General features: G+C 75.7%; 11 protein-coding genes. 7 read left to right on the plus strand and 4 right to left on the minus strand.

Going from position 1 to position 12,802, the window contains the following annotated elements; translation table 11 throughout:
• Position 1 precedes the first annotated feature (1 nt).
• The gene (locus tag GA0070603_RS29055; RefSeq protein WP_091320536.1) at positions 2-2,695 is read left to right on the plus strand and encodes a hypothetical protein; all 2,694 of its coding nucleotides are present in this window, start codon (positions 2-4) and stop codon (positions 2,693-2,695) included.
• 51 nt (positions 2,696-2,746) lie between these two features.
• Here GA0070603_RS29055 and GA0070603_RS29060 read toward each other — a convergent pair whose 3' ends face one another.
• Positions 2,747-4,168 carry an alkaline phosphatase PhoX gene (locus GA0070603_RS29060; RefSeq protein ID WP_091320540.1) on the minus strand — a complete coding sequence of 474 codons (1,422 nt, stop codon included), beginning with the start codon at positions 4,166-4,168 and terminating at the stop codon, positions 2,747-2,749.
• A 191-nt stretch (positions 4,169-4,359) separates the two neighbouring features.
• Here GA0070603_RS29060 and GA0070603_RS29065 point away from each other — a divergent pair, with 191 nt between their 5' ends.
• Together GA0070603_RS29065 and GA0070603_RS29070 are read left to right on the plus strand one after the other, a co-directional pair.
• On the plus strand, positions 4,360-6,927 hold the full coding sequence (locus GA0070603_RS29065) for an FtsK/SpoIIIE domain-containing protein (RefSeq protein ID WP_091320544.1): 2,568 nt from the start codon (positions 4,360-4,362) through the stop codon (positions 6,925-6,927).
• Positions 6,924-7,769 carry a hypothetical protein gene (locus tag GA0070603_RS29070; protein WP_091320547.1) on the plus strand — a complete coding sequence of 282 codons (846 nt, stop codon included), beginning with the start codon at positions 6,924-6,926 and terminating at the stop codon, positions 7,767-7,769. The genes GA0070603_RS29065 and GA0070603_RS29070 overlap by 4 nt, the downstream gene beginning before the upstream one ends.
• On the opposite strand, the gene GA0070603_RS31650 is transcribed toward GA0070603_RS29070, so the two are convergent.
• Complete coding sequence (locus tag GA0070603_RS31650) at positions 7,770-7,928, minus strand: hypothetical protein (RefSeq protein WP_167544605.1); 159 nt, start codon at positions 7,926-7,928, stop codon at positions 7,770-7,772. It abuts the gene before it with no gap.
• Positions 7,929-8,267: 339 nt separating this feature from the next.
• Between GA0070603_RS31650 and GA0070603_RS29075 the strand changes: the two genes are divergently transcribed.
• The gene (locus tag GA0070603_RS29075) at positions 8,268-8,513 is read left to right on the plus strand and encodes a winged helix-turn-helix domain-containing protein (protein WP_091320551.1); all 246 of its coding nucleotides are present in this window, start codon (positions 8,268-8,270) and stop codon (positions 8,511-8,513) included.
• Positions 8,514-8,550: 37 nt separating this feature from the next.
• Positions 8,551-8,814 (plus strand): DUF6244 family protein, encoded by a 264-nt coding sequence (locus GA0070603_RS29080; protein ID WP_091320555.1) that lies wholly within the window; start codon positions 8,551-8,553, stop codon positions 8,812-8,814.
• A gap of 22 nt (positions 8,815-8,836) precedes the next feature.
• Here GA0070603_RS29080 and GA0070603_RS29085 read toward each other — a convergent pair whose 3' ends face one another.
• Positions 8,837-10,183: a pentapeptide repeat-containing protein gene (locus tag GA0070603_RS29085; RefSeq protein ID WP_139131946.1), complete on the minus strand. Its 1,347-nt coding sequence runs from the start codon at positions 10,181-10,183 to the stop codon at positions 8,837-8,839.
• 201 nt (positions 10,184-10,384) lie between these two features.
• On the opposite strand from GA0070603_RS29085, the gene GA0070603_RS29090 reads away from it, so the two are divergent.
• Positions 10,385-11,200 carry a lipase family alpha/beta hydrolase gene (locus GA0070603_RS29090; protein WP_091320562.1) on the plus strand — a complete coding sequence of 272 codons (816 nt, stop codon included), beginning with the start codon at positions 10,385-10,387 and terminating at the stop codon, positions 11,198-11,200.
• 61 nt (positions 11,201-11,261) lie between these two features.
• On the opposite strand, the gene GA0070603_RS29095 is transcribed toward GA0070603_RS29090, so the two are convergent.
• Entirely contained in the window at positions 11,262-12,128 is an 867-nt protein-coding gene (locus tag GA0070603_RS29095; protein ID WP_091320565.1) for an aldo/keto reductase, read from the minus strand.
• Positions 12,129-12,383: 255 nt separating this feature from the next.
• On the opposite strand from GA0070603_RS29095, the gene GA0070603_RS29100 reads away from it, so the two are divergent.
• Positions 12,384-12,749: a YciI family protein gene (locus GA0070603_RS29100; RefSeq protein WP_091320568.1), complete on the plus strand. Its 366-nt coding sequence runs from the start codon at positions 12,384-12,386 to the stop codon at positions 12,747-12,749.
• Positions 12,750-12,802 lie beyond the last annotated feature (53 nt).

Consider the following 12,802-nt stretch of genomic DNA (forward strand, 5'->3'; position numbering starts at 1 on the left):
GATGCGCGAACCGGCGACCCGGTCCCGGCCCGCACGGGAGAAGCTTCCGGCGGGCGGCCTCGAACTGCTCCACCTCCTGGCCCGGCTGCTCCGGCGACCCCGCCGCGGCGACCGGCGGCTGCCGCTGCTCTGGCTGGTCCCGCCGGCCGGCGACGGCGCGGCGGGCGCCCTGCTGCGCCGCTTCGTCGGCCAGGGCACCCGGCGCCGCGTCCCGCACGCCGTGCTGGACCTGACCGCCCGCCCGGCGGCCGGCGCCGCCCGCCCCGGGCCCGACGACGTCGCCGGGGTGCTGCGCGAGCTGCACCGGCAGCTCTCCGTGGAGGCGTTCGGGGCGGCCCGGCTGCGGTTCCGGCACTACCCGCTCGCCGACTGGCTGATGCACCAGAGCCTGGCCGTCGGCGTGGACGCCGCGGACAGCGGCCGGGCCGCGCTGGTCCGCCGGCTGCGCGACTGGCGGGGCCGGCGGGCCGGCGACGACCCCCAGGTGGGCGGCGGCTCCGCCCTGGGCACCGCGTTCCAGGTCCTGCTCTGGCTGCTGCGCCGCGCCGTGCCGAGCGTGGTCTTCCGGATCGCCGTCTCCGGCCGGGTGCCGGTGTTCGGGCGGCAGTACCGCTGGTTCATGCGCCAGCAGTACCTGGCGCCCCGGCAGTCGGTGACCTTCCTGGGCTTCGCCGAGCGGCTCACCGCCGGCTGGCGCGACGGCGAGCACCCGGCCCAGGTGGAGAAGCTGCTGCTGCACGCCTTCCTGGAGGACCTGCGGCAGGCGTACCGGCGGCGGTTCTGGCGGCCGGGGGACTGGCGGCGCACCGCGTACCCGGTGCTGCTGCTCGACGGGGTGGCCGGCGACAACGTCGGGCACACGGTGGTGCGGCTGCTCGACGAGGTGCGCAACGAGACCGGCCGCAACGACCCGCTGCTGGTGGTGGCGGTCGCCGCCGGCCCGCCGCCGGAGCCCGCCGCGGCCCGCCCGGTGGTGCAGGCCGAGGAGGCGTACGAGGAGTGGGCCGAGGCGCTGCCGGAGATCCGGCGGCTGCGCCGCCCGGGCGCCTGGCTCGTGGTGCTGCGGATCGACGGCGACGACCTCGGCGCCCCGGTGGGCGTCGCCCCGCCGGCGCTCGTCGCCCCCGACCCGCCCTGGTGGTCGCGGCGGTTCCTGCCGGCCGCCGTGGCCCTCGTGCTGCTGGCCGGGGTGGGCGTGTGGGCCACCGGCCGGTGGGCCCCGGACTGCCGCCCCTGGCCGACCGACCGGGTGACCGTGCGGCTGGTCGGCGGCGAGTGCGTCGGCTACAGCGACACCGCCGGCCAGGTCTTCAACAGCGAACCCGGCCAGGACCGGCTCCGCGCCGTGCAGCGGCGGATCTTCGCGCAGAACCGGGCCGCCGAGGAGGTGTGGTCGCGCAGCGACCACCGCCGGCCCTACCTGACCCTCGTCTACCTGGGCAGCCTCACCGGCAACCGGACCCGGGCGGACGAGGAGTCCTACGTCTCCGAGCGCGAGGAACTGGAGGGCATGGCGACCGCCCAGTACGCGCTGCTCAAGGAGTCGGCCGCGGCGGACGACGCGGCGCTGCTGCACATCGTGGTGGCCAACGCCGGCCGGCAGATGCGGCACGCCGGGGAGGCGGTCCGGCTCCTGGAGAAGCTGGCCCGCGACGACCCGACGGTGCTCGGCGTGGTCGGGCTCGTGGACAGCCGCACCAGCACCGCGTCGGCGCTGCGGGAACTCAACCGGGTCGGCCTGCCGGTGCTCGCGCCCACCCTGTCGGCCGACCGGATGGACGCCAACTCCAGCCTCTACCTGGCCATGTCGGCGCCCAACCGGGAGCAGGTGCGGATGGTCGAGGCGTACGCCCGGCAGGTGCTGCGGGTGGGCGAGGCGCACGTCTACTGGACCACCGGCGAGGGCAGTTCACTGGCCGAGGACCTCTACGTCGCCACCCTCGTCGACGGGCTGCGGGAGCGGTTCGGCAGCCGGCTCACCCGGCTCGACGAGTGGCGCAGCGGGCGGCGGATGACCCAGGAGTGCGGCTACCCGGGGATGCTCTTCTTCGCCGGGCGCTGGTCGGAGTTCGACGGGTTCCTGCGGGCGCTCAAGGAGTGCGGCGCCGACCCGCCCCGCCACCTGGTCGCCGACGACTCGGTGAACCGCTACATGGCCAATCCGGGGCTGCGGGCCAGCGCACCGGGCAACCTGCCGGTGACGTACGTGTCGAAGGCCGCCCTGGCCACCTGCGCCGCGCTGCGGGCCGCGCAGGCCCGGCGCGACGACGCCCGGGGCAGCTTCCTCACCTGGATCGGCGCGGACGACCTGCTCGACCCGCCGCGCTGCCGCGACGGGGCCGGCCCGCCGGTCGGCGAGCGGGTCAGCCTCGCCTACGACGCCTCGATGATGATGGTGCGCGCGCTGGAGAGCCTCGCGGCCCGGCTGCGGCACGCCGACACCGGCCGGCGCTGGGACCCGCGCGCGGTCAACCCGGTCGGGGTGCACGCCGAGGTGCTGCGGCAGAACGCCGCGGGCGGCTACCCGGGTGTCGGCGGCCTGGTCCGGTACGCCCCGGACTCCGGCGAGCCGGTCGCCAAGCGGCTGGCCCTGCTCACCGTGGCGCGGGTGCCCGACGTGGCCGCCCCGCCGGTCGAGGTGTTCGCCTGCGGGGTGGCCGACGGCGGCCCGGACCCGGGCTGCCGCCCCCGCTGACGGCGCGACGGCCGGCGGCCCCCGTGGAGCCGCCGGCCGTCACCGTCGGGGTCAGGACGCGTCGACGTCCGCGTTGCTCGGCCGGCCCCACGGGCCGGTGATCGCGAAGACGTAGCCCGGCGACTGGATGTTGGCGAACAGGATCTTCCCGTCCGCGCTGAACGTCGGGCCGGTGAACTCGCTGTCGTTGAGTTCGTTGCGGGCCAGCGGGTACGCCTTGCCCTGCTCGGTCACGCCGACCAGGTGCGACACGCCCTCGCCGTCCTCGGCCAGGATCACCCCGCCGTACGGGGAGACGGTGATGTTGTCGGGGCCGTCGTAGTTGCCGTTGTCCGCCTCCGGGTCGGTGTTCACGCCGAAGATGGTCTTCAGCGTCACCGTCTCGGTGCGCGGGTCGTAGAACCAGACCTGGCCGTCGTGCTCGTGGACGCTGCCGTCGTCGTGCCGGGCGTAGCTGGCCACGAAGTACGCGCCGCCGTCGGCCCACCAGGCGCCCTCCAGCTTGCGGCTGCGGGTCACCTCGGCGTCGGTGAACTGCTTGCGCACCGAGACCGTCTTCGCGTCGCGGTCGGGCACCTCCACCCACTCCACCTTGTAGCGGGTGCCCGGGGTGGTGGCCTCGGAGAGGTCGGCCACGTGCTGGCTGCCCCGGAAGCAGCTCATCGCCTGGAGGCTGCCGGCGGTGTCGCCGTCGGGCCGCTGGGCGAGCGCGCGCAGCGCGCCCTTGCCGGCCCGGAAGCCGGCCGGCGGGGTCCACCTGAAGTAGAGGCCGTTCGGGCCGCTCGCGTCCTCGGTCAGGTAGATGGCGTGGGTGTACGGGTCCACGGCCACCGCCTCGTGCGAGTAGCGGCCGAGGAACTTCAGCGCCACCGGGTTCTGGTTGGCGGCCCGGTCGTGCGGGTCCACCTCGAAGACGTACCCGTGGTCCTTCAGGTACTTCCCGCCGGCCTTCTGCTCGGTCTCCTCGCAGGTCAGCCAGGTGCCCCACGGGGTGATGCCGCCGGCGCAGTTGTTGTGCGTGCCGGCCACGCTCACGTACTCGCGCAGCCGCCGGCCCTGCCCGTCCACCTCGATGGTGGTGGTGCCGCCGCGGGCGCCCGGGTCGTAGGTCAGCCCGGCGAGCGGCGGCACCGGGAACGGCTCGCTGCCGCCGATCTCGTGGTTGTTCACCAGCACCGACCCGTTGGGGCCGAGGAAGCAGCCGGTGCCGTCCGCGTCGCTCGGGGTGGCCTGCCCGGACTCCAGCAGGGTCACTCCGGCCTGGGCGACGATGGTGTAGGAGAAGCCGGGCGGCAGGGCCAGCAGGCCGGCCGGGTCCGGGACGAGGTCGCCGTAGCCGACCGCCGGGCGGGTCGCGGCCCGGGCCGCCGCCGGGCCGGCGATGGCTTCCAGGTTGCCGGCCACCACGATGCCGAGGCCGGCGGCCGCGCCACCGTGCAGCACGGCCCGTCGGGAGATGGGGGAGGAGGTCACGTCGTCGCCTTCCTGTTCACAGCGTTGCTCAGGGCAGAGGCAAGTCGGGCCGGGGGAACGGCGTCCGGTGGGAACGGCCACCGCGGGATGAACAGTGGACCAACGTCGGGTGCGCGCCGCGTACTGTGCCGGGCCCGCGCGCGTCCGTTAGGGTTCCCCTCGATCGGTACGGCGGCGTCGGAGGGCGGACGGTGGGCAGGCTCGCGACGGCGTACCGGCAGGCGGTCGCCCTGCACCGGGAGGCCCTGCGCCGCTGGGAGGCCGCCCGGCGCGCGCTGGCCGCCGCCGGCCCGGCGCCCGTCGGCAGCCCCGAGCTGGTCGCGCGGCTGGCCCGGCTCGGCGACGAGCTGGCCGGCCCGGTGCCCGGCACCGCCCGCGCCGCCAGCCACCCCGTTCCGGTACGCGTCGGCGAGGCGACCACGGTGGACGGCGGCTTCCCGGTGCTGGTGCCGCTGGGCGCGGGCGCCCACCTCGCGGTCGACACCGACGCCCGGGACACCCGGGTCGGCGAGCTGCTGCGGGCGCTCGTGGTGCGGCTGTTGACCGCTGCGCCCGCCGGCACGGTCCGGGTGGCCGGCATCGACCCGGCCGCCTTCGGCGCCACCTTCCTGCCGCTGCGCCCGCTGCTCGACGCCGGCGTGCTGGCCCCGGCGGCCACCACTGTCGCGGAGACGGCCGCCCTGCTGGACGCGGCGGAACGGCACGCCCGCGACGCCCAGGGGGCCCCGCCCGAGGACCGGGAGCTGCTGCTGCTGGTCGCCGCGTCCGCCCCGCCGCCCCGGGAGCTGGCCCGGCTCGCCGCGCTCACCCACGCCGGGCCCGCCGCGGCGGTCTGCGTGCTGCTGGCCGGCCACCCGGCGACCGGTCCGGGCGAGGCCCCACCGCTGGGCGCCACCACCCAGCTCCGGCTCAACGAGCGGTACGCCCTGCTCGGCGACCCGCCCGGCCGGCCGTTCAGCGCCGACGGCAGCGGGCTGGCCGCTCCCGTGGTGCTCGACGGCGACCCGTCCCACGCCACAGTGTCCGCGCTGGCCGGGCAGCTCGCCCGGGCCACCCGGCGGGCCACCGCTGTCACCTTCGCCGACCTGCTGCCGGCCCGGCGATGGGCCGAGTCGTCCGGCGCCGGGCTGCGTACCGTGCTCGGCCGCGCCGTGCGGGGGGTCCGGCTCGGCGCCTCCGACGCGGCCGGCGGGGCCGCCGGCCGGGAACCGGTCACGGTGGCCTTCGACGACGCCACCCCGCACTGGCTGGTCGGCGGGCGCACCGGCGCCGGCAAGACCGTGTTCCTGCTCGACGTGCTCTACGGGCTTGCCGCCCGCTACTCGCCGACCGAACTCCAGCTCCTCCTGCTCGACTTCAAGGAGGGGGTCAGCTTCACCGAGTTCGTGCCCACCGAGCGCGACCCGTCCTGGCTGCCGCACGCCCGCGCCGTCGGCATCGAGTCCGACCGCGAGTACGGCGTGGCCGTGCTGCGCGAGCTGCGCGCCGAACTGGCCCGCCGCGCCGACCTGCTCAAACGGCACGGCGTCAGCAAGCTCGCCGACCTGCCGCCGAACGCCCGGCCGCCCCGGATCGTCACGGTGGTCGACGAGTTCCACGTCCTGTTCGCCGGCAACGACCCGCTCGCCCGGCAGGCCGTCGACCTCATCGAGGAACTGGCCCGCAAGGGCCGCTCGTACGGCCTGCACCTGGTGCTGGCCAGCCAGAGCACCACAGGCATCGAGGCCCTGTACGGCCGGGCCGAGGCGATCTTCGGCCAGTTCCCGCTCCGGGTCGCGCTGCCCGGCGGGGGCGGGGTGCTCGACCCGCTCAACGACGCCGCGAAGGCGCTGACCGTGGGCACGGCCGTGGTCAACACCGCCGGCGGCACGGCCGGCGCGGACACCGAGGTCCGCTTCCCCGACGCTCACGCCGCCGCGGCCGACCTCGCGGCCCTGCGCCACGAGCTGTTCGCCGCCCGCCCCGCCGGTGCCCGCCCACCCGCGGTCTTCCGGGGGTACGAGACCCCGCGGCTCACCGACGACCCCACCTGGGCCGGCCTGGCCCCGGGCGCCGAGCCGCCGCTCGCCCTCGTCGGCCGCACCGTCGACGTGGCCGGCAGCCCGGCCGGGTTCCGCCTCGACGACAGCCCGGGCCGGCACCTGGCGGTGGTCGGCACCGCCGCGAGCGGCGTGGACGTGCTCCGGTCGGCCGCCCTCAGCCTGGCCCGGCAGCACGCCCCCGGCACGGCCCGCTTCCTGTTCGTCCCCCTGGCGCCCGGGACCACGGAGACCGCCGACGACCTGGCCATGACCCTCGCGGCCGCCGGCCACCCGGTCCGCCGCCTCGACGCGGCGGCACTGCGCGCCCACCTCGCCGAGCTGGCCGACGTGTCCGCTCCGGCCCCCGCCCGCACCTACCTGGTGGTGTTCGGGATGGACGCCGCCGCCGGGGCGCTCGGCGCGAGCGACCCGGCGACGTTCCGCTCGGGGTACGACGACCTGCGGGCGGTGCTGCGCCACGGCCCCGCGCACGGGGTGCACCTGCTCGGCTGGTGGCGAGGGCTGCGCCGGCTCACCGAGGACGTCGGCGGCAGCCAGAACCGCGACGACGTGGCCTGCCTCGTGGCACTCAACGTGCCCGCCGCCGACCTCGGGCTGCACCTGGGCGTGCACGACCTCGCCTACACCCCGCGCGACGGGCGGGCCCTGCTTGTCGACAGGCACGAGCACCGCACCGCCCTGGTCGTGCCCTTCGTCGGCGACGGAGACGAGTCGTGAGCGGATTCGACGAGTACGCGGCCCTGCTCCGGGAGCTGTCCACCCGGCAGCGGGGCGGGGAGCGGGCGGTCGCCGCCGAGGCGGAACGCCGGCGTGCCCTCCAGTCCACCGTGGACCAGCTCGGCCGGCGGCTCGCCGCCCAGGGGCAGCGCCTCGACCAGCTCGGCCAGGCCATCGACCTGCCGATGCGGTCGGTCCCGGCCGAGGCCCCGAACGCGCCGGCAGTCCCGGTGGGCGCCACACCGGCGTCGAGCGCGCCCGTGCCGGGATCGACCGCGCCTGCCGGCGGGACGGGCGCGCCGGTGCCGGGCGGCGCGCAGGCGCCCGGAACCGGGGGCGGGGTGACCGGCGGCGCAGCCGCCGCGCCGGGGCGGCCGGGGGTCGGGGCGTATCCCGAGGGGACCGTGCCGGGGCCCCGGGTGGGTGACCCGGCGGCGGAGCTGGCCGCGGCCGGGCAGCTTGCCGACGAGGCCGACCGGCACGGGCAGCAGGCCGAGGCGCTGGCGCAGCGGCCGGTGCTGCTGCCCACCTGGTCGGCGCCGGCCCGGGCCGTCGCCGTCTACACCGCCTGCGCGCTGGTCGGCTCCCTGCTCATGCTGGTGGCGCTGATCGGCTCGCCGCTGCCGGCGACGGGGCTGGACCTGGTGGCCGCCGTCTCGTGCGCCGGCGTGCCGCTGCTGTCCTTCCTGGCCGGACATCTGGTGCTGGGCCGCTGGGGCCGCCCGGTGATCGGCGGTGAGACCCCGCCGGGGCGGTACGTGCCGCTCGGCTTCGTGATCTGCGCGCTGGTCGCGCCGTCGCTGTTCTGCGTCTACCTGGTGCTGTTCCGGCTGCTGAGCTGATCAGGGGGTGGCGCGGACGCTCGCGTGGCGGACCAGTTGGGCGAAGCGCACGTCCGGGCACGGGTAGTCCTCGCCGCAGCCGCAGAGCCAGCGGGTCACCTTCCGGGGCGGATGGGCGAAGAGGATGTCGTCGGCGTCGTCCAGATCCTGCCGGGACACGAAGCTCCTGCTCGCCCCGCCGGTGGGTGGAACGCCACGGGTGTCTCCCGGGCCGCGTGACACCCATGGTGTTCCACCGAGCGCCGGCGGATCTTCGGGCTTGTCCATGATGGTCTCCTTGCCGGTCGGGGAGGGGCCGGGCGTGATGGGTGACCGCCGGCGGGGCACGGGCACGCCCGGCCGTCCAGGGGACCGGCCGACCGGGCGCTCTGCGCGGTGGGAACGACCAACTCGGGTTTGCAGACCTGGGAGCCGGTCAAGGGGAGCCTATATAACAGGTTATGCATGCGCAAGCACCCTCCGCACATTGCTTGCTATACAAGGTGTGAGCGTGATCGAATGGCGGTGCAGACCTGGGAGACACCAATGCCCGCCAAAGCCAAGTGGGCGCAGATCGCCGACGGCATCCGCGCCCAGATCCGGTCCGGCGACCTCGCGCCGGGTGACAAGTTGCCGTCCACGTCGGAACTCTGCCGCCAGCACGGCGTCTCGGCCATCGTCGTGCGGCAGGCCATCAACGCACTCAAGATCGAGGGTCTGGTGGAGGGTGTGGGCGGCGTGGGCGTGTTCGTGGCGGAGCGGTGATGCCGACCGGTCGGGCCCGGCGACGTGGGGAGGGCGCGTGAGCGCGGCGGACATCATCGCGAGGCTGGCGGCGGCCGCCCAGAAGCTGGACGAGGCGAAGGCCAGGACGGCCGCCGCGGCCCAGGACGCCGCCGAGGCCCGGGCCCTGGTGGCCGGCGCGCTGGAGGGTGTGGCGGCCGGGCCGTTGCTCAACATGATCGACGCCTACCGGCAGGCGCTCAGCCAGGCGGCGCAGGGCGGCGAGCCGGCCCGCCAGCACGTCCAGGAGACCATCGCGAAGGTGCAGGCGCTGGGCAGCTGAGCCCGGCCCGCGGGGACAGCCGTCAGGGGTCGGTGAGGACGAGCCAGTCGTCGTCGCGCCGGCCGACGGTGACGTCCGGCGGCCAGACGTGCGTCACGGACGCCGACGCGCGGGCCTGGTCGACAAGCGGCCGGCGGGCCAGCGTCGCCCCCTCGAAGCTGGCCCGGCCGTGGAACACGGCCCGCCCGAAGTTGGCCGCCCCCTCGAAGCGGGCCCCCTCGAACCAGGCCTCGGCGCCGAACTCGGTCCAGCGGAACAGCGCCATGTCGGCGAACCGGGTCCGGCGGAAGCCCGCGTACCCCTCGAAGGTCGCGTGCTCCATGGACAGCCCACCCAGGAACACCGCCTCGCGGAAGGTGGCGCTGCCGGCGAACCGGGCCCGGTCGAAGCTGCTCGGCTGCCGCAGCGTGGCGCCGCGGAAGGAGACCTCCGCGAAGCTGGCCCCCCGGCAGGACAGCGCGCCGAGGTCGGCGCGGTCGAAGCTCACCCGGCCGGTGCAGCGGGCGTCGTCCAGCACGACCTCCGCGTCGCCGGTGAGGCCGTCGCACACCACGTCGGTGAACTCGGCGGCCAGCCGCAGCCGGCCGTGCGCGACCGCCCCGGCGAAGCTGGTGGTGCCCGTGCACACCGCGCCGCTGAGGTCCAGGTCCACGAGGGTGCAGCCGGCGGCGTCGAAGTCGTCCAGCCGGGCGCCGGTCAGGTCCAGCGCGATGCCGGGCCACCAGCCCTCCCGGTCCGCCTGGAGGTGCCGGGTGAGCATCCGCTGCGCGGTGCGGCGCACCTCGGTCTCGCGCGGGTCGTCGGGCGCGGGCATCCGGAGGTACGCGCAGAGCACCGCCACGATTGTCGGCCGCTGCTCGGGGTTGTCCTGGCCGAGCCGTTCCAGGGCGTGCAGGCCGCCGAGGCGTACCGCCGGGTTGTCGCTGCCGACCAGTTCGATGGCCCGGACGTACAGATCGGTGAGCCGGCGCTCCACGGCGTCGTGTTCGGCCGCCGCGGCCTGCCGCTCCTGGTGCCGCTGGCCGGCGTCGGCGACCGCCTCGGCGTGTCCCTGCACCCGGTCGCGGTGCGCCTGGTCGCGGGCCGCGACCGCCTCCTGGTGCCGCTGCCCCCGCTCGTTGATCCACTGTCGACGGGCGGCGAGGAGCAGCGCCAGGCCGCCGCCGGTGCCGGCGACCACGGTGAGGCCGGTGCGGATGGCGTCGACGCGCAGCGTGGCGCGGGTGTCGGGTTGGGCGGCGCGGTCGGCCTCACCGAGCAGCCAGCCCAGCACCAGCCAGCCGAGCAGGACGGCGACGAGCAGCCCGAGCAGCGCCAGCCACCAGGGCATCACCCGGAGCGGCTTTTCGGGCGGGGGCGGGGCGGACACGGCGCCCAGCATGCCATCCCGCGACCACCTGGACCGCTGTCCGATACGCCGATTTGTGCTCCCAGCGGCACAACCGGTTACCCGCGCGTAACTTTCCATTGACGTGTGTGAAATCGGACACGCATCATCGTTCCCACGATCGATCGGATCCCCCCACCCGTCCTCCCGGTTCGCCGGGGCCTCCCACCGGAGGTGCAGCCCATGCTGCTCCGAACGATCCTGGCCGCCACCGCCGCCGTCACCGCCCTGCTCGTCCCGGCCACCGCCGCCCACGCCGAGCCCACGTCCACCGCAGCCACCACCGTCGCCGCCGACAGCGTCACCACGGCCGAGGCCACCACGGCCGAAGCCGCCGCCGGCGCCAACCCGGTCATCGTGGTCGGCGGCCTGATCGGAATCAGCATCGCCTACGAGCCGATCGCCGCCCGGCTGCGCGCCGACGGCTACCGGGTCTCCATCTACCAGTTGCCGAACCTCGGCTTCGGCGACATCCGCGAGTCCGCCCGCGCCCTGTCGTCCTACGTGGACCAGGTCCGCGCCGCCACCGGGGCGGCCAAGGTGGACCTCGTCACGCACTCCGAGGGCGGCCTGGTCTCCCGCTGGTACGTGAAGTTCCTCGGCGGCGCCGACAAGGTCGACCGCTACGTGAGCCTGGGCAGCCCCCAGCAGGGCACCTACGTCGCCAACATCATCAACTTCCTGGGGCTGGGCAGCTGCGCGGGCATCGTGGCCTGCCAGCAGATGTCCGTCGGCTCTAGCCTCCTCACCGACCTCAACGCCGGCGACGACACCCCGGGCGCGGTCCGCTGGACCACCGTCCGCACCTGGCAGGACGAGCTGGTCCTGCCGGTGGACAACGCCGCCCTCGCCGACGGCGCCACCAACGTCCTGGTGCAGGCGTGGTGCCCGCTGCGGATCGTCGGCCACCTGGGCCTGGTCCTCGACGGGACGACCTACACGATCGTGCGGCAGGTGCTCGCCGGCGCCGCGATCCGGCCCAACTGCTTCGCCCTCTGAACCCGTGTCCGGGCTCGACGGTCGCGCGCGCGGCCGTCGAGCCCTTGCCCGTTACGGCGGCTCAGGCGGCCTTGGCGAGCGCCTCGAACTCGTCGTCGCTGAGCCGCACCTCGGCCGCGGCGACGTTCTCCTCCAGGTGCGCCACGGAGGACGTACCCGGAATGGGGAGCATGACCGGCGACCGGCGCAACAGCCAGGCGAGGGCGAGCTGCGCGGGCGTCGCGCCGTGCTCGGTGGAGATCGCGTCCAGCGGGCCGCCCGGCCGGGCCAGGTTGCCGGTGGCGATCGGGAACCAGGGGATGAACGCCAGGTCGTTGCGCTCGCAGTGGTCCAGCACGTCCTCGGCGCTGCGGTCGGCCAGGTTGTAGAGGTTCTGCACCGAGACGATCGGGGTGATCCGCCGGGCCGCCTCGATCTGCTCGACGGTCACCTCGGAGAGCCCGATGTGCCGCACCTTCCCCTCCTGCTTGAGCAGCGCCAGCTCGCCGAGCTGGTCCTCCAGCGGCACCTTCTCGTCGATGCGGTGCAGCTGGTAGAGCGGGATGCAGTCCAGGCCCAGGTGGCGCAGGCTCAGCTCGCACTGCTGGCGCAGGTACTCGGGGCGGCCCACCGGCCGCCAGTCGCCCGGGCCGGAGCGGGTCAGCCCGGCCTTGGTCGCGATGACCAGGTCGTCGGCGTACGGGTGCAGCGCCTCCTTGATCAGCAGCTCGCTGACGAACGGCCCGTACGAGTCGGCGGTGTCGATGAAGGTCACGCCCAGCTCGTACGCCCGGCGCAGCACCCGCACCGCCTCGGCCGGATCCTTCGGATCGCCCCACACCCCCGGGCCCGTGATCTGCATGGCCCCGTAGCCGAGCCGGTCGACCTGGAGGTCCCCGCCGATCCGGTAGGTGCCCGAGTCCTTCGCGGGCCGGGTGCTCGTCGTCATGGCGGTCCTCCTGTGCGTCGTCGTCGGCGGCGGTCACCGCCCGCGACCGGAACTCTTTCCCGGGAATCGCCGGAGCCAACGTCCCGGGTCGTGTGTTTCCGCCCGCGCCGGTTCCGCGGCGCCGGCCGTCCCACCGCGGGACGAACGGCCCGGCGGGTCGGCAACCCGCCCGGCCGGGCGGGCAGTTGCGGCGAGCGGCCCCGGCGGCCCGGACCGCCGTGCGACGCTGGGCGGGACGGTGGTCTGGAGGTGCGCATGGCCGCGACGCCACGGCTCGACTTCGCGCTCGACACGTACGAGTGCATCGTGCTCTACCCGGGACCGTCGGGCCGGGCGCTGCCGGAGGAGACCGTGCAGCGGCTCCAGGCCGAGCACATCCAGCACATGCAGGCGCTGCAACGGCGGGGCATCGTCCTGGTCGACGGCTCGGTGGACGGCCCGGCCCGCGAACCGGACCCGCCGATCGGGTTCGGGCTGGCCCGCACCGGCTCGGTCGACGACGTACGCAGCGTGATGGAGGCCGACCCGGCCGTGCAGGCCGGGCTCTACCGGGTCGAGGTGCTCACCTTCCTCTGCCCGGCCGGCTCCCTGGAGTTCCCCCTCGCCAAGGCGCAGAGCTGACCGTCGTCCGCGCGACCGCCTAGTCCACCCGCCCGGTACGCCGCGTGGGACGT

Source organism: Micromonospora chersina (assembly GCF_900091475.1).
GTDB lineage: Bacteria > Actinomycetota > Actinomycetes > Mycobacteriales > Micromonosporaceae > Micromonospora > Micromonospora chersina.